A 15,727-nucleotide genomic window follows, 5' to 3' on the forward strand; every position below is an offset into this window, starting at 1 on the left:
TTGTTTTACAATGTTACTTTTAGTTTACACTACTATCTAAATAATCTGGAATCCCATCATTATTTGAATCTGTGTAAATAACCGTATTTAAAGTAAATGTCCCATTGTTATTATCTACAATATTATATAATACTTCATCTGGTGCCGCATAGGTATCATAATACGTTTGAGCTGCTGTATTTGAAGTAAAAGGCATCATGTTTTCATCTTCAGTATAAACCGTTCTTTCTATTTCATCTTTTGTTAAAACCCCATCACCATCGTCATCAACATCCACAAAGTCTGGAATATCATCACCATCTGTATCATCATCAAAAGAATCTTGATTATTGTTTAAATCTTCTAAATAAGAAAATACACCATCAGAATCATGATCAAAAAGCGTTCGTTTTTCTGGATTAAAAGTAAAAATTAAGTTAGAATATGCAGGCACATTTGCTTGTGTTTGAGAAAAATAACCCAATCCAGAAGGAACAAAAACAGCACCAATACCATGATTGTGATTTGTAATAGTTCCGTCCATATTTTCGGTATAACCTTGTCTAGCTTTAAACTCTATAATGCCTTCTTTAAAACCATCTACCACACCTAAATAATTACCAACCGAAGTTAAATGAAAAGGGATTCCAGTTACAGCACTGTCAAAAAGAGTTCCATCTATTAAAGTCCCATTATAATTAGCAAAAACCTGATCGATTGGGTGAATATCACCTCCTAAACCTTCTCTAACAACTAAATAATAAAGCTTATAAACTATGCCTTCAGAATCTGTTACTTCTTTAATTTTCAATTCGTCACCTAGCATATCCATTAATGATGTTTTATCGCTATTTGCACCAGCAATGGTATCGATAACTATTTCAAAACTATCGTTAGGTGTTACGATATAAGGCATCACGTCTAAATTACTATAAACTTGGTTTTGCTCAAATTCTTCATAATTATAAAAATGAGTTTCTAAATACGCCTCTATTTCTACGATATTTTCATCATAAACTTCCTGTCTATCTCTTGGTGGTACAACATATGGACTATCATCATCTTCATCTTTTTTACAAGATAAAACAATCAAACCAAAACATAAAACAGCAGTTGCTATATTTCTAATTTTCATTATTGCTTCTTTTTTGAGGTGCAAGATACAATTTATTAATAATTTTGCACAAGAACATTAACGTAGATTTTAGATAATATTATGCGAATTGACAAGTATTTATGGTGTGTAAGATATTATAAAACAAGGAGTCTTGCTACAACTGCATGTAAAAAAGGGCATGTAAAAGTTAATGGAGACCCTATAAAGCCTAGCCGTGAAGTTTACCCAACAGATGAGGTTCAAGTAAGAAAAGACCAAATAAACTATACGTTTACTATAAACGATTTACCTCCAAGTAGGGTTGGCGCCAAACTAGTCGATATTTATAGAACAGACACTACACCCAAGGAAGCATTTGAAGCACAAGAGCTTTTAAAATACTCTAAAGACTACTACCGAAAAAAAGGAACCGGAAGACCAACAAAAAAAGATAGAAGAGATATTGACGACTATCAAGATGAAATTGAATAACAAAAATCTCCAAAATTCTAAATTTGTATTTTATCTTTGAACAAAGAACTATCTAAGATGACTTTAACAAAAAATATTATTTTAAACCACGAAGAAATAAATCATAAAATCAAGCGAATTGCTTATCAGATTTATGAAAACAATGTAAATGAAACCGAGGTTATCTTAGCAGGTATTGACAAAAATGGATACATTCTTGCCAAGAAACTAAAAACAGTCTTAAGTAAAATTTCTCCTATTACTCCAGTTTTGTGCAAGGTGGTTATTGATAAGAAAAATCCAAGAAACGATATTAAAACATCTCTTAACACTAAAGATTACGAAAATAAATCTGTTGTTTTAATAGACGATGTCTTAAATTCTGGTACGACTTTGATTTATGGCGTGAAATATTTTCTTGAAGTGCCATTAAAACAATTTAAAACTGCCGTTTTAGTTAATAGAAATCATAAAAAATATCCTGTTAAAGCGGATTTTAAAGGTATCTCACTTTCTACTTCCTTAAACGAGCACATAGATGTCATTTTAGAAGGAAAAGCGTTTAAAGCATATTTAAAATAGCTTTGAAACTATATTTTCTATCACTTCTGCTTTAACTTTGTTTCCATCTATTTTATAATTAGCCTGATTATAAAAAGGCAAACGTTCAAATAAATGCTTACCAACAAATTCTAACATATCATTTTGGTCTGAAACATAGGCAACTAATGGTCTATTGCTTTTATCATTCATTAACCTTCTTGCCAATTCATTTACAGGAACATTTAAAAAGAATGAGGTTACATCTTTATTTTCTTTGAGTAATTCTAAATTATTCGAAAAGCAAGGAGTTCCACCACCGAGAGATAAAATCAAATCGTCTTTTGATGAAATAATCTCTTTTAAATAGCTATTTTCAATTTTTCTAAAAAAAATTTCACCTTTTTCTAAAAATATTTTCTGAATGGATTTACCTTCTTTTTCTTCAATAAATTGATCCAGATCGATATAATTTATTTTTAAAATTTTGGCTAATTCGCTGCCTATTAAAGACTTCCCCGAAGCCATATATCCTAATAAAATAATTTTCATAATTGCTCAAAATTTTTAACTAAATGACTTTGCAAAGTAACAAAACAAAAAAACAAAAATAATCTTTTAAAAAGGTTTGGAATATTGATTAAAGCTCTTATATTTGCACCCTCGTTAGAGAAAAACAAATTGACCTGGTAGCTCAGTTGGTAGAGCATCTCCCTTTTAAGGAGAGGGTCCTGGGTTCGAGCCCCAGCCCGGTCACAAAAAAAAGTTAAGCTACATGCTTAACTTTTTTTATTTTTATATCTTACACATTATGCGCACGTGGCGGAATTGGTAGACGCGCCAGCTTGAGGGGTTGGTGAACATTAGTTCGTGGAAGTTCGAATCTTCTCGTGCGCACAATTTATTCTTTTATTAAATTGTTTAATTGCTCTCTAACTCCATCGCTATGCCAATTTGCTGCACCTGTTTTATCAATAATAATATTACCTAATTTGTCTATAATAAAAGTTCTTGGAATTGCGCTTACTTGAAATGTTTCTGGGTTAGTTGTTTTTGGTGTATGAAACTGAAAGCTATATTCATTTTTATTAATAAAACTTTGAATAACTTTTGACTCTTCATTGGATACAAATAAAAACACAACATTATCCTTATATTGATTATAAAGCGCTTCTAAACTTGGCATTTCTGCTATACATGGTGGACACCATGTTGCCCAAAAATTAATAACAATAACTTTCCCTTTTGCTTCGTTAAAATTATAAGTTTCACCGGAATCACTAATTAATTGCCAATTATAATCTGTTAGCTTTTCTCTTTTATTTTCATCAATTATTGAAGGTCCAAATAAGGCAAGTCCCTTATGAAGAAATATTTGTATAGGTTGCCTAGTCTGAGGAATTATTAATAGGGCTATAACTATTAAAAATATGATGTTACTAGTATTGAATTTTGGTTTTTTCATTTGTTGATCCCTATTTTTTAATGGTTATTTGGAACATACTTATTATTATTCTGACTCTTAATTAAACTTTATATATAGATGTTTCGTAAAAATTAAAGCATAGTCCCTTTGACGAAACTATGCTTTATAACTAACAAAAACAAAATTGTTAAAGCTATTATCGATTAACCATTCCTGTTGGAAACGATGCTAAATTAAGACTCAGATTATGAGTTGCAGGTGCAGTTGTATCTCCAGCAGTACCAACTAGTGGTTTCAATGCAAAAGGTGCAGGAGAATTATCTGGTACCGGCTCTACTGAAATGACTACTGTTCTATTTCTTACATCTAAAGGAAATGTTTCTCCAACTGGAGCATTTAAAAAGAAATCTTCACCTGGAACAGGAGGACCTGGTTGTATTGTTTCGCTAAAAGGTGCTGCATCATCAACAGTATCAAACATATTAAATGTCCCAGTCGTTAATGGTCCCGAATCACCAACTACCCAACCTTCATAAACCCAGCCTTCAGGTAGCGTTGGTAATATGAAATTTGTAGTTGGAGGAGCTCCTGGTGTACCAAACCAAATACCATTTTCATCGTTCCCATTGTTCATTCCAGTTTCATCTGTTGGAGTTCTTAAAAAGAAAGTCCCTTCTGCTGTTAGAAAATCGCCAACTATTCCAGTATTGACATTTGCTGAGTCTCCTGTGAAATCTCCTGCTAAAATTTTTGTTGCTGCAGGAGCTGGATCTGCATCGTTTGCTGGTTCTATAGACAGCACAAAAGTTGTAGCGCTATTAAGTTGTGTTGAGTTTACTGAAAATGTTTGAGGAAAAGTTACACTTGAAAATGTTCCAGTTGAAACTGGAGATCCATCTACAATAATCCAACCTTCGTAAACATAATCATTTCCTAAAGATTCAAGTCCAGAAAGATTTAAAGTTAAGTTTGAGGTTGAAGGCACATTGTTGTTAACATCATCATCACTACTACAAGAAACGAGTAAGGCAGATAATGCTAATACTGAAAAAATCATTTTTTTAATCATCACATTTTTATTTTTAAATTTATAATTCAAAATTAAGTTGATGTTATGATTTAAAATGTTAGCTAGCTAACACTAAGCAGATTTTTTTAAAATTCTAATTTCTTTTCGGTTAAAATCTATATATTTTTCTGTCCTAAGTTCCTGAAGTAAAATATTTAACGTTGGACGTGATGTACCTATTAACGAAGCAATATCTTTTTGAGTGTAAGGATGCTTAATAACGTGGTCGCCTGTTTTTTCGCAATCATAACCATAATCTGTACATAATTCATCTAAAAATTCTATTAAACGGGTTTTAGCATCTTTAAACAATAGTAATTGCAATCTCCTTTCAAGCTTTTTAAATTTAAATCCAATAAACTTATATATTTTAAAGCTAAAGGTTTGATTGTCACGCATTAAATCATGCATGGTTTGAACGCTTATAGGACAAATTGAAGTTTGGTTATCTAAACATTGGGCAAACTCTTCTCTAATGTTTTCGCCTAAAATGGCTTGTTCACCAAATAATTCACCTTTTGTAAGTATGGCTTTTACAACTTCTGTCCCATCTTGATTATAATACCCAATTTTAACTTTACCTTTTTCAATTAAATAAACTTTAGAAGCCGAATCTTCTTCAAAATAGATATAGTCTTTTTTATTATATATATCAAAACTGTGACAGCTCTTATAAGCTTTGAATTTATGAGGACAAAGTATTTTAAATAAATTGACATCGTCAAAAAACCAAATGGAGTTCATTGCGTAAAGTTTTTGTTAGTTAAAAGAGTTGTCGTGAATTCATATAAAAAATTACAAAAAAACTCCTGAATTGCTTCAGGAGTTTTTTTATAAAATTCAACTTCTTAAAACCTTATGAAGCATTTTCTTTTTTAATTAAATTTAAAGCAGAACCTTCATTATACCAATCTATTTGAGATTGATTGTAAGTATGGTTGGCAACAATTACATTTTTACTTCCATCTGCATGAACAAACTCTAATTTTAAAGGTTTACCAGGAGCAAATTCGTTTAAATCTAGGAAATTAATTGTATCGTCTTCCTGAATTAAATCGTAATCAGATTCATTAGCAAAGGTTAAACCTAACATCCCTTGTTTTTTAAGGTTTGTTTCATGAATACGAGCAAACGATTTTACTAAAACTGCTGCAACACCTAAATGCCTTGGTTCCATAGCAGCATGTTCACGAGAAGAACCTTCACCGTAGTTATGGTCTCCAACTACTATTGAATATATTCCTTTTGCTTTATAATCTCTTGCTACATCTGGAACACCGCCAAATTCGCCAGTTAATTGGTTTTTTACAAAATTGGTTTTCTTACCAAATGCATTAACAGCCCCAATTAACATGTTATTAGAAATATTATCTAAATGTCCTCTAAAACGTAACCAAGGTCCAGCCATAGAGATATGGTCGGTTGTACATTTCCCGAAAGCTTTAATTAATAATTTAGCACCTGTAATTTTATTTCCAATAGGTGTAAAAGGCTCTAATAATTGTAAGCGCTCTGAATTTGGATTAACAGATACATCTACTTTACTTCCATCTTTAACAGGCTCTACATAACCAGATTCTTTAACATCAAACCCTAATGGTGGTAATTCAAGTCCTTTTGGCTCATCTAATTTAATTTCTTGACCATCTTCATTAATTAACGTATCATTCATTGGATCAAAATCCAATCTTCCTGAAATGGCGATTGCCGCAACCATTTCTGGAGAACCAACAAAAGCATGCGTATTTGGATTTCCATCAGCTCGTTTTGAGAAGTTTCTGTTAAAAGAGTGTACAATGGTATTTTTTTCATCTCCCTTTCTATCGCTTCTATCCCATTGTCCAATACAAGGTCCACAAGCATTTGTAAAGATAGTGGCATTTAAATCTTCAAATATTTTTAAAACGCCATCTCGTTCAGCAGTAAAACGAATTTGCTCAGAACCTGGATTAATTCCAAAATCGGATTTGGCTTTAATATTTTTATCTACCGCTTGTTTAGCAATAGAGGCTGCACGTGTTAAATCTTCGTAAGAGGAGTTTGTACAAGATCCAATTAATCCCCAATCAACTTTTAATGGCCAATCGTTTTTTCTTGCTTTTTCACCAAGATCACCAACTTCTGTTGCTAAATCTGGGGTAAATGGTCCGTTTAAATGTGGACGTAACGTATTTAAATCGATTTCGATAACTTGATCAAAATATTGTTCTGGAGACGCATATACTTCATCATCTCCTGTTAGATATTCACGGATTTTATTTGCTTCATCAGCAATATCATTTCTATCTGTAGCACGTAAATAACGTTCCATAGAATCGTCGTAACCAAAAGTAGAAGTAGTAGCTCCTATTTCTGCTCCCATATTACAAATAGTTCCTTTCCCTGTACAAGATAAATTTTTAGCACCAGGACCAAAATATTCAACAATGGCACCTGTTCCACCTTTTACAGTAAGAATGCCTGCAACTTTAAGTATTACATCTTTTGCAGATGTCCACCCATTTAAGCTACCAGTTAATTTAACACCAATTAGTTTAGGGAATTTTAATTCCCAAGCCATTCCTGCCATAACATCTACAGCATCAGCACCACCTACACCAATTGCAACCATTCCTAGTCCACCTGCATTTACAGTGTGAGAATCGGTTCCAATCATCATTCCTCCAGGAAATGCATAATTTTCTAAAACTACTTGATGAATAATACCTGCTCCTGGTTTCCAGAAACCAAGACCATATTTATTAGAAACGGATGCTAAAAAATCAAAAACCTCGTTACTAGTTTCATTAGCACGTTTTAAATCAGGCACTGCTCCTTGTTTCGCTTGGATTAAGTGATCGCAATGTGTCGTTGTTGGTACTGCCACTTTAGGCTTACCTGCTTGCATAAATTGTAATAATGCCATTTGAGCAGTAGCATCTTGTAATGCGATACGGTCTGGAGCAAAATCTACATAATCTTTACCTCTTCTAAATGCTTTCGTTGGCGTTCCATCCCAAAGATGTGAATATAGAATCTTTTCTGAAAGTGTTAATGGTTTACCTACAATTTCTCTAGCTTTATCTACACGACCTGCCATTGTAGAATAAACCTTTTTTATCATTTCAATATCGAATGCCATATGTTTTTATTTTAAGGATTATAGTTTTAATTTTTGTGTCTTGCAAAATTACAAATTTTAAAGGAGATTTAAAAATATGTAACAAAATCGATTAATCTTTGAATATAATTCAAAAAAAAGTCTATAATTAGATGTAAATTTGATGATTTCGCAATTTATTACGCAATAAAATAATAAATTAACAATTCAGTTTTTGATATATTTCAATTACTTGAATAAAGAAATTGAAAAAAGTAATAGATTAAATTATTTTAAGACTTATTAGAATAAGCTTTTAATAATCTGTTCTTCAGAAATCCCTTCAGCTTCAGCTTTATAATTTTTTATAATTCTATGTCTTAAAATACTACCAGCTACAGCTTGAACATTTTCAATATCTGGCGAAAATTTTCCATGGATAGCTGCATGTGTTTTAGCCGCTAGTATTAAATTTTGAGATGCTCTAGGCCCAGCTCCCCAATCTATATAATTTTTAACTAAATCTGTTGCTTCTTTACTATTAGGTCTAGTTTTACCAACCATTCTAACAGCGTATTCAATAACATTATCTGCCACGGGAATTCTTCGTATTAGATGTTGAATATCTATAATTTCTTGGGCTGAAAATAACGAATTGACTTTTACTTGAACGTCTGTTGTGGTAGATTTTACAACTTGAACTTCTTCTTCAAAAGAAGGGTAATCTAAATTTACAGCAAACATAAACCTGTCTAATTGGGCTTCTGGTAAAGGATATGTTCCTTCTTGCTCTATTGGGTTTTGCGTAGCAAGTACAAAATAAGGTAGGTTTAATTTATAATTATGTCCGGCAACGGTTACTGAGCGTTCCTGCATAGCTTCTAATAAAGCTGCTTGTGTTTTTGGAGGTGTTCTATTTATTTCGTCTGCTAAAATAATATTTGCGAAAATAGGTCCTTTTATAAATTTAAACTGTCTGTTTTCGTCTAAAATTTCGCTTCCTAGAATATCGCTTGGCATTAAATCTGGCGTAAACTGTATGCGTTTAAAATCAAGACCTAATGTTTGAGCAATGGTATTAACCATTAATGTTTTGGCAAGACCTGGCACACCAATTAATAAAGCATGACCACCAGAAAAAATAGAGATTAGAATTTGACTAACAACTTGATCTTGCCCAACAATTACTTTGGCAATTTCAGTTTTTAATGTTTGATATTTTTGAACTAATTCTTCTATTTTCGCTACGTCCGACATATTTATTTTTTTAACCAGTTACTAGAAAATTCACAATCTCTATAGTCCCCATTAATTTTAATATAGGTTTCCATAATTTTTTCATCTTGCCAATCTTCAATAACTTTAAAACGCTTTTCGTTTAGTGCTAATTCTTTAATTTTTAAATAGTCTCTTGAAAAGTCTGCAACGTGCTCGTCTATTCTGTCGCTAACCATCATTATTTTAAATTTGACGTTTCCTGTTCTCCCTCTATCCGTTAAGATTAAACTTACCTCATCGTCTTTTAATTCTTGAATTTGACCATATAATTCTGGATCCATTCTAGTCAGTTCAAAATTATAATCTTGAGTTGCTGGGTTTATTAAAAACCCACCTTCACTTTTGGTTTCTTTTTCGTCGCTAAATTCTTTTGCAGCTTCAGCAAACGAAATATCTCCATCGACGATTCGTTGTCTTATGGTTTCAATTTTAGTTTTAGCTTCAGTAATAGCATCTTGAGAGACTTCTGGTATTAATAAAATATGACGTACATCAAACTCCTGACCTCTAATTTTTTCTAAATAAATAATATGATACCCAAATTCTGATTCAAAAGGTTCTGAAATTTCTCCTTCTTGTAATGAGAAAGCCACATCTCTAAATTCTTTTACCATTCTTGGTTTTTTTCTATAAAGAGTGTAAAGCCCTCCTGTTTTAATGGATTCTTTATCGTCTGTATACAAAACAACTTTAGATCGAAAACTAGCTCCATTCTCTAAAATATCGGCTTTGAATTGTTTTAATTGATCGATAACTTTTTGTTTATTTTCTTCTGAAACTTCAGGTTCAATAACAATTTGAGACACTTTTAATTCGGTTCCAAAGGTTGGTCTTTCGTCTTCTGGAATCTTGCTGAAAAACTGTCTAACTTCTTCTGGAGTAACCTCTACTTCATCTATAATTTTTCTTTGCATTTCGCTAGCTAGCTTATTGCTTTTATTGATTTCAAACATTTCATCTCTAAAACTTTTTTCATCTTCTTTATTATAAAATGCAATAAGTTCTTCCATGGTTTTTCCAGACTGATCTAGAAATTGTTGTAATTGATAATCTACTGCTGAACGAATTTCGGCATCCGAAACAATAATACTATCTTGTATGGCTTGATGTGCATACAATTTATCTTCTAAAAGTTTACCGAAAAGTTGACAACGGGTAACACCTTCCATTGAGGCTCCTTGAGCTTTTAACTGTAGAATAGTATTGTCAATATCGGAATCAAGAATAATATAATCTCCTACCACTGCAACAACGCCATCAATTCTTCGAGATTGAGAATTATCTACTGTGTCTTTCTGGACCTCAACAGTTTCATCTTCTTCAATAATGATTTGAGCAAAAACCCCTTGTGTTACTAAAAATGTTAAACAAATTAGTACGTACTGGTTTAATTTAATTATAGATTTCAAATTTTTTATTTTTAATAGCATCTTTAATAATGTCTTTTTCTAATTCTCTAATGAGTTCTAATTTCCGTTTATTTATAACGATTTTCTCTATGGTTGGCTTTACATATTCTAATGGAGCTGTATTGTTTCTAAGCAAGACATCGTTAATATGCACCAAATATAATCCTAATGAATCTTTGAGTTGTATAAAATTAGATTTTTTTAACAGTTCGTTTTTATTTTCGGTTGTAATTGCAGGAATTTTATCTACAACTTGGTCTACTTTTATCCAAACAGAATCTTTTAATGAGAAGGATTTAAATTGAATTGAAACCGAATCTAACTCGCGTTTATCTTCTTGATTGAATCTCTTAAACTTTTGCTCTAAGTCTCTTAAGTCTAATCTGTTTTCTTCTAAATTAATATATCTCAGTTTTATTAAATCTTCATTTAATCTAAAAATCTGTTTGTTTTCATTATAATAAGCTTCAATTTCATTAGATGTAATTACAGTATCTATGTTCTTAGCTACCAAAGCTTCTAAATATGCTTTAGAATAAAGTTCGTTTTTATATTCTAAAGCATATTTATTGAAAGACTCCTGTTTGGCTTCGGTTAAATTGCGTTTGGCTCCACTAACTAATAATTGTTCTGTAGCCCATCGATTTATAAAATTTGAAACAACCATGGTGCTATCTTGCGTAGACATCCCTTCTTTTATTAAATCTAAGATGTCTTCTTCATAAAGATAGGTGTCATTAACTTTTGCGATTGCTTTCCTGTCGTCGGTTTCTTTAAAAAAATTGCATGAAACAAACAGGAAACAAACAAGCAATAGATATAATATGTTTGTTTTAAATTTCAAATTAATTATTTAACTGAGTTTTTACTTTTGATAGAGCCTCTTGGTTGATCTTTACTTTGTATTTATTGTCCAAATCTAAAATCCAATTCGTCTCTTTTTCATTTTGGAAATCGTTTATTACAGCTCCTTTAGCTTCTTCGAATGATTTTAATTCTTTAGGCAAAACCTTTTTAACATCTGCAACAATAAACCCATCGTTAAATTGATAGATGCTAGAAACACCTGTTTTAAACTCAAAATCTGTAGGTAAAGACTGGTGTTGAGCATCCATTATTCCAGAAGTAAAAATAACATCAATTGATTTATCTGAATTAATAATTGATTTAATTTCCTCTGTCGTTTTATTTTCGCTTAATAGCTTTTTAACTTTTTTAATGGTACTTTTTTTAGCTGAAGATGCTACAACTGCATCTATTCTTTGATTCCAAAAATAAGCTTCTTTATTCGTACTGTAATATTCTTGAAGCCCAACAGAGTCTTTTTTAGCTGCATTCCAAATTTCAGTTTCCATTAAGTCGAATAACAAGAGTCCATCTCTATATTCTTCAACTATATATGCATAATCTGGGTTTTCAAAGACTAATTGTTCTTCTTTATATTGTAATAACTCTTTTTCTAAAAATTGCTCATAGCTTTCTGATACTAATTTATTTAAATCAATCTTGCTAGTGTATTTTTTTTGCGTTGTTTCTAAAAATGCCCCAAAAGCAGCATTTGTTATTTGCTTTTTTCCTAATTTAACAAGTGGCAAGTCTGCTTTAAAATCTTGAGGTAAAACCCATCTGCCAGTAAAATAATCATCATTTAAAATAGAAACAAAATAACTTAAATCTGGTTGTGCCTTAGAAACTAAGTATTGCTTTTTAAGATTAGTAATTAATGCAGAATTAATAAGTTGCGATCTAGAGTCTCTTTTTACTTTTGCTTCAAGTTCATTTTTCATACTTTCATAACTTCCTACAGGTTTTTTGTTATAAAGCTTGATAATATGCCATCCATATTCTGTTTTAAAAGGTTTAGATATGTCTCCAATATTTTCAAGACTAAATGCTTGGTCTTCAAATTCCATAGCTGTTAATTGCCCACCACTAAATGGTGATAACATGCCACCTTTGCTTGCAGAACTCTGATCTTCAGAAAATTGTTTCGCTAAAGCCTCGAAATCTTCACCTTGTTGTAGTTTTAAATAAATATCGTTAATTCTAGATTCTGGATTATCGTGTGGTTTATCGGCTGTTTTATTATTAATCATAATATGAGCCACTGTACGTTCTCCTCTTGAAGGTCTCTTATCTTGAACAAAAACAATATGATAACCAAACTTTGTTTTAAATGGCATTGAAACTTCTCCTACATTTGTATTATATGCTTCATTTTCGAAGTCGTAAACCATTTTAAACGCTGTAAAATATCCTAAATCTTCAGCATAGATAGTGTTTCCATTATGAACATCGTTTTTAACTGTCTCGAAACCTTCATTAAGAACTCTTTCTCTTAATTTTAATAAATCATTGTAGATTTGCAAGGTATCAACTTCATTTTCAACATGCATACCATCTTCATGAGAGGGATGGTCTGGAATACGAATTAATATATGACTAGCTTTTACCTCATTAACCGTTCTGTAATAAGCTTCTTCAATAAGCTCGTCGGTTACTTTGGAGTCTGTTAAGTAGTTTTTAGCCAATTGGGATTTGTAATTAGCCAGTTCGTTTATATAAGACTTCTTTGTGTCTAAACCCAAGGAGTGGGCTTCTTTTAACTTAAGTTTGTAATTAATAAATAACTTTAAATACTCATCAACATCTTTCTGAGATTCGTCTTTAACTAAATCTATGTTTTTATTAAAAACTCTTGTAAATTCCGAAACATATACTGGATCGTTGTCTACAGTAAACAGTACTTCCCCTTGAGAGTTTTGAGCATTATTCACAAAAAAACACAAAGAAAAAACAGCTACTAAAAAATATTTATTCATGTTATTAATTTTATTTTTATTCTGTTGCAAAAGTAGTAATATTAACCATTAATCCAAGCTGCATTAACAAACGCTTTAGAAAGTTTTTTAGTATGCTTTTTTACCTAGCTTTTAATGCTGTGTAATTTATTGTATCTTGGAGTTGTTGAAACTGAAATAATTATGAAATACACTACAGAAATCATAGTTAAAGTGCCTATAGAAGACTTTAGTAAAAAATTTGATAACCCTGAAAACATGAAGCATTGGCAACGAGGTTTAGTAGCTTACGACTATATTTCTGGAACACCTGGAGATGTTGGTGCAAAAATGAAGTTAATTTATAGAATGGGAAAAAGAGATATGGAACTTATAGAAACCGTGACTCATAAAAAAATGCCCCATGAATTTCATGCAATGTACGACACGAAAGGAATGTATAATATTCAGGCAAATTATTTTACAGAGACTCCTGAAGGACATACTAAATGGACAACGGAAAACGAGTTTACACCTACCGGATTCATGCTAAGATTGATGACATTAATCATGCCAGGAGCTTTTAAAAAACAAACAAAACAATACATGCAAGATTTTAAAAATTTTGCTGAAAAAGGAACGTCAGTTGCACATGCGTAAATTAAAATTAATCTGGGATTTTAGAGGTCCAACAGCTCAAAAAATAGCAGAACATCACGAGCATCATTTAAAAGAATATATAAACATTGAAAATCTTGCAATTCAAATTACAGGAGTAGAAATTATTAACAACATGCATGTAATGGTCTTTATGGTTGTAAATGAAACTGATATGAAACCAGTTCGAGATGCATTAAAACCTCATCGTGGGCAAGTTTATCAAAAATAGTTTTATTTCTTCAAATCTATTTCCTTTAAGTTTTCTATTCTGTTTCTCTTTAAAAAAGCATCTATTGTTTCAAAATGTTCTATAACTCGTTGATCTTTAAATTCGAATACCTTTTGAGATAATCCCTGCAAAAAATCTCTATCGTGAGAAACAAGAATCAAAGTGCCATCGAATGCTAATAAGGCTTCTTTTAAAACATCTTTAGACTTTAAATCTAAATGGTTAGTTGGCTCATCTAAAATGAGCAAGTTTACTGGCTCTAAAAGCAATTTCACCATGGCTAATCTGGTTTTTTCTCCACCAGACAAAACGCTTACTTTTTTATCTATATCGTCTCCGCCAAACATGAAACGACCTAAAATATTTTTAATTTGTGTTCTAACATCTCCTTCTGCTACCTCATCAACAGTTTGAAAAACGGTTAAACCTTCATCTAATAAAGAGGCTTGATTTTGTGCAAAATAACCCACTTTTACGTTGTGACCTAAACTGCAATTTCCTTCAAAATCAATTTCTCCCATAATGGCTTTAATCATGGTCGACTTACCTTCTCCATTTCTCCCTACAAAAGACACCTTTTCACCTCTTGAAATGGACATGTTTGCATTTTTAAACACCACATGGTCTCCATAAGTCTTCGTTAAATCTTGAACCGTTACTGGATAATCTCCAGAACGCTGAGCTGGAGGGAAACGTAATTTTAATGAGGCATTATCGATTTGATCTATTTCAATAATATCTAATTTTTCCAGCATACGCTCTCTAGAGCTTACCTGATTGGTTTTAGAATAAGTGCCTTTAAACCGTTCAATAAAAGCCATGTTTTCTGCAATAAATTTTTGCTGTTCCTGATAGGCTTTAACCTGACTAGCACGTCTTTCTTCTCGTAATTGAAGATAATGTGAATAATTGGCTTTATAATCGTAAATACGACCCATTGTAACCTCGATTGTTCTATTTGTAATATTATCGATAAAAGCTTTATCATGAGAAATAACCATAACAGCTTTGGCTTTATTTACTAAAAAGTCTTCTAGCCAAATTACAGATTCTATATCGATATGGTTTGTAGGTTCATCTAAAAGTATTAAATCTGGTTTTTGAAGTAATATTTTAGCCAATTCAATTCTCATACGCCATCCACCGCTAAACTCGCTTGTCAATCTATTTAGGTCATCACGTTTAAATCCAAGACCAGCTAGTGCTTTTTCTACTTCTGCATCGTAATTAATATCTTCTAAAGCATAAAATTTTTCACCTAAATCTGATACTTTTTCAATGATTGACATGTACTCATCAGACTCATAATCGGTTCTAGTTTCTAGAGCTTTATTAAGCGTATCCATTTCATCACGCATGTCGAAAACATGCTTGAAGGCTTTAGATGCTTCTTCAAAAACGGTACAATTATCTTCAGTCAACAAATGTTGTGGCAAGTAGGCTATAACAGCCTCTTTAGGACCTCTAACATGCCCACGTGAAGGTTTTTGCTCTCCTGCAATAATTTTCATCATGGTTGATTTTCCTGCTCCATTTTTACCCATTAAAGCTATTTTATCGTTTTCATTTATAACAAATGAAACGTCTTTAAATAAGGAATGTCCACCAAACTCTACTGCTAATGCATCTATTGAAATCATTGACTAAATTTTAAGTTTGCAAAATTATGGAAAAGAAAAGAGATTTTACAACTAATAATAAAGAATGAAAT

15 protein-coding genes and 2 tRNA genes are annotated in these 15,727 nt (G+C 31.6%); 6 read left to right on the forward strand and 11 right to left on the reverse strand.

Annotated elements, in window-relative coordinates; all coding sequences use genetic code 11:
* Positions 1-19: 19 nt before the first annotated feature.
* A complete protein-coding gene (locus ACI5KZ_RS08030) occupies positions 20-1,114 on the reverse strand; it encodes an FKBP-type peptidyl-prolyl cis-trans isomerase (protein WP_109308758.1) in 1,095 nt (364 codons plus the stop codon).
* An 81-nt stretch (positions 1,115-1,195) separates the two neighbouring features.
* Here ACI5KZ_RS08030 and ACI5KZ_RS08035 point away from each other — a divergent pair, with 81 nt between their 5' ends.
* Both ACI5KZ_RS08035 and ACI5KZ_RS08040 read left to right on the forward strand, forming a co-directional pair.
* Positions 1,196-1,567 carry an RNA-binding S4 domain-containing protein gene (locus tag ACI5KZ_RS08035; RefSeq protein WP_109308759.1) on the forward strand — a complete coding sequence of 124 codons (372 nt, stop codon included), beginning with the start codon at positions 1,196-1,198 and terminating at the stop codon, positions 1,565-1,567.
* 57 nt (positions 1,568-1,624) lie between these two features.
* Entirely contained in the window at positions 1,625-2,128 is a 504-nt protein-coding gene (locus ACI5KZ_RS08040) for a phosphoribosyltransferase domain-containing protein (RefSeq protein WP_109308760.1), read from the forward strand.
* Here the strand turns inward: ACI5KZ_RS08040 and ACI5KZ_RS08045 are convergent.
* Positions 2,120-2,638, reverse strand: coding sequence for a shikimate kinase (locus tag ACI5KZ_RS08045; protein ID WP_109308761.1), 519 nt, complete (start codon positions 2,636-2,638; stop codon positions 2,120-2,122). The genes ACI5KZ_RS08040 and ACI5KZ_RS08045 overlap by 9 nt on opposite strands.
* 131 nt (positions 2,639-2,769) lie before the next feature.
* Between ACI5KZ_RS08045 and ACI5KZ_RS08050 the strand changes: the two genes are divergently transcribed.
* Together ACI5KZ_RS08050 and ACI5KZ_RS08055 are read left to right on the forward strand one after the other, a co-directional pair.
* A tRNA-Lys gene (locus ACI5KZ_RS08050) sits at positions 2,770-2,842 on the forward strand.
* A gap of 57 nt (positions 2,843-2,899) precedes the next feature.
* Positions 2,900-2,983: transfer RNA gene (locus ACI5KZ_RS08055), tRNA-Leu, on the forward strand.
* Positions 2,984-2,987: 4 nt separating this feature from the next.
* Here the strand turns inward: ACI5KZ_RS08055 and ACI5KZ_RS08060 are convergent.
* The 8 genes from ACI5KZ_RS08060 to ACI5KZ_RS08095 form a co-directional block, all read right to left on the reverse strand.
* On the reverse strand, positions 2,988-3,551 hold the full coding sequence (locus ACI5KZ_RS08060; protein ID WP_406847385.1) for a TlpA family protein disulfide reductase: 564 nt from the start codon (positions 3,549-3,551) through the stop codon (positions 2,988-2,990).
* Between the two features lie 157 nt (positions 3,552-3,708).
* Positions 3,709-4,581, reverse strand: a complete 873-nt coding sequence (locus ACI5KZ_RS08065; RefSeq protein ID WP_406847520.1) for an anti-sigma factor domain-containing protein — start codon at positions 4,579-4,581, stop codon at positions 3,709-3,711.
* 72 nt (positions 4,582-4,653) lie between these two features.
* Positions 4,654-5,325, reverse strand: coding sequence for a Crp/Fnr family transcriptional regulator (locus tag ACI5KZ_RS08070; RefSeq protein WP_406847386.1), 672 nt, complete (start codon positions 5,323-5,325; stop codon positions 4,654-4,656).
* A 112-nt stretch (positions 5,326-5,437) separates the two neighbouring features.
* Positions 5,438-7,702 carry an aconitate hydratase gene (locus ACI5KZ_RS08075; RefSeq protein ID WP_406847387.1) on the reverse strand — a complete coding sequence of 755 codons (2,265 nt, stop codon included), beginning with the start codon at positions 7,700-7,702 and terminating at the stop codon, positions 5,438-5,440.
* 261 nt (positions 7,703-7,963) lie between these two features.
* Positions 7,964-8,917 carry an AAA family ATPase gene (locus ACI5KZ_RS08080; protein WP_406847388.1) on the reverse strand — a complete coding sequence of 318 codons (954 nt, stop codon included), beginning with the start codon at positions 8,915-8,917 and terminating at the stop codon, positions 7,964-7,966.
* Positions 8,918-8,919: 2 nt separating this feature from the next.
* On the reverse strand, positions 8,920-10,368 hold the full coding sequence (locus ACI5KZ_RS08085) for a peptidylprolyl isomerase (RefSeq protein WP_109308765.1): 1,449 nt from the start codon (positions 10,366-10,368) through the stop codon (positions 8,920-8,922).
* Positions 10,331-11,191, reverse strand: a complete 861-nt coding sequence (locus ACI5KZ_RS08090; protein WP_109308766.1) for a peptidylprolyl isomerase — start codon at positions 11,189-11,191, stop codon at positions 10,331-10,333. Before ACI5KZ_RS08090 ends, ACI5KZ_RS08085 begins: the two co-directional genes overlap by 38 nt.
* Position 11,192: 1 nt before the next feature.
* Positions 11,193-13,169, reverse strand: a complete 1,977-nt coding sequence (locus tag ACI5KZ_RS08095) for a peptidylprolyl isomerase (RefSeq protein ID WP_109308767.1) — start codon at positions 13,167-13,169, stop codon at positions 11,193-11,195.
* Positions 13,170-13,331: 162 nt separating this feature from the next.
* Here ACI5KZ_RS08095 and ACI5KZ_RS08100 point away from each other — a divergent pair, with 162 nt between their 5' ends.
* Together ACI5KZ_RS08100 and ACI5KZ_RS08105 are read left to right on the forward strand one after the other, a co-directional pair.
* Positions 13,332-13,787 (forward strand): SRPBCC family protein, encoded by a 456-nt coding sequence (locus ACI5KZ_RS08100; RefSeq protein WP_406847389.1) that lies wholly within the window; start codon positions 13,332-13,334, stop codon positions 13,785-13,787.
* Positions 13,780-14,016 carry a hypothetical protein gene (locus ACI5KZ_RS08105; RefSeq protein WP_406847390.1) on the forward strand — a complete coding sequence of 79 codons (237 nt, stop codon included), beginning with the start codon at positions 13,780-13,782 and terminating at the stop codon, positions 14,014-14,016. Before ACI5KZ_RS08100 ends, ACI5KZ_RS08105 begins: the two co-directional genes overlap by 8 nt.
* A gap of 2 nt (positions 14,017-14,018) precedes the next feature.
* Here the strand turns inward: ACI5KZ_RS08105 and ACI5KZ_RS08110 are convergent, their stop codons facing one another.
* Positions 14,019-15,656, reverse strand: coding sequence for an ABC-F family ATP-binding cassette domain-containing protein (locus ACI5KZ_RS08110; protein ID WP_406847391.1), 1,638 nt, complete (start codon positions 15,654-15,656; stop codon positions 14,019-14,021).
* Between the last annotated feature and the right edge of the window lie 71 nt (positions 15,657-15,727).

Source organism: Xanthomarina sp. GH4-25 (assembly GCF_045363175.1).
Taxonomy (GTDB): Bacteria; Bacteroidota; Bacteroidia; order Flavobacteriales; family Flavobacteriaceae; genus Xanthomarina.

What these genes read in the sequence shown, in the direction of transcription:
- ACI5KZ_RS08110 (WP_406847391.1), bottom strand. Translation starts at nt 15,656, where the DNA reads ATGATTTCAATAGATGCATTAGCAGTAGAGTTTGGTGGACATTCCTTA.
- ACI5KZ_RS08035 (WP_109308759.1), top strand. Translation starts at nt 1,196, where the DNA reads ATGCGAATTGACAAGTATTTATGGTGTGTAAGATATTATAAAACAAGG.
- ACI5KZ_RS08075 (WP_406847387.1), bottom strand. Translation starts at nt 7,702, where the DNA reads ATGGCATTCGATATTGAAATGATAAAAAAGGTTTATTCTACAATGGCA.
- ACI5KZ_RS08070 (WP_406847386.1), bottom strand. Translation starts at nt 5,325, where the DNA reads ATGAACTCCATTTGGTTTTTTGACGATGTCAATTTATTTAAAATACTT.
- ACI5KZ_RS08100 (WP_406847389.1), top strand. Translation starts at nt 13,332, where the DNA reads ATGAAATACACTACAGAAATCATAGTTAAAGTGCCTATAGAAGACTTT.
- ACI5KZ_RS08085 (WP_109308765.1), bottom strand. Translation starts at nt 10,368, where the DNA reads ATGCTATTAAAAATAAAAAATTTGAAATCTATAATTAAATTAAACCAG.
- ACI5KZ_RS08040 (WP_109308760.1), top strand. Translation starts at nt 1,625, where the DNA reads ATGACTTTAACAAAAAATATTATTTTAAACCACGAAGAAATAAATCAT.
- ACI5KZ_RS08060 (WP_406847385.1), bottom strand. Translation starts at nt 3,551, where the DNA reads ATGAAAAAACCAAAATTCAATACTAGTAACATCATATTTTTAATAGTT.
- ACI5KZ_RS08065 (WP_406847520.1), bottom strand. Translation starts at nt 4,581, where the DNA reads ATGATTAAAAAAATGATTTTTTCAGTATTAGCATTATCTGCCTTACTC.
- ACI5KZ_RS08105 (WP_406847390.1), top strand. Translation starts at nt 13,780, where the DNA reads ATGCGTAAATTAAAATTAATCTGGGATTTTAGAGGTCCAACAGCTCAA.
- ACI5KZ_RS08045 (WP_109308761.1), bottom strand. Translation starts at nt 2,638, where the DNA reads ATGAAAATTATTTTATTAGGATATATGGCTTCGGGGAAGTCTTTAATA.
- ACI5KZ_RS08030 (WP_109308758.1), bottom strand. Translation starts at nt 1,114, where the DNA reads ATGAAAATTAGAAATATAGCAACTGCTGTTTTATGTTTTGGTTTGATT.
- ACI5KZ_RS08095 (WP_109308767.1), bottom strand. Translation starts at nt 13,169, where the DNA reads ATGAATAAATATTTTTTAGTAGCTGTTTTTTCTTTGTGTTTTTTTGTG.
- ACI5KZ_RS08080 (WP_406847388.1), bottom strand. Translation starts at nt 8,917, where the DNA reads ATGTCGGACGTAGCGAAAATAGAAGAATTAGTTCAAAAATATCAAACA.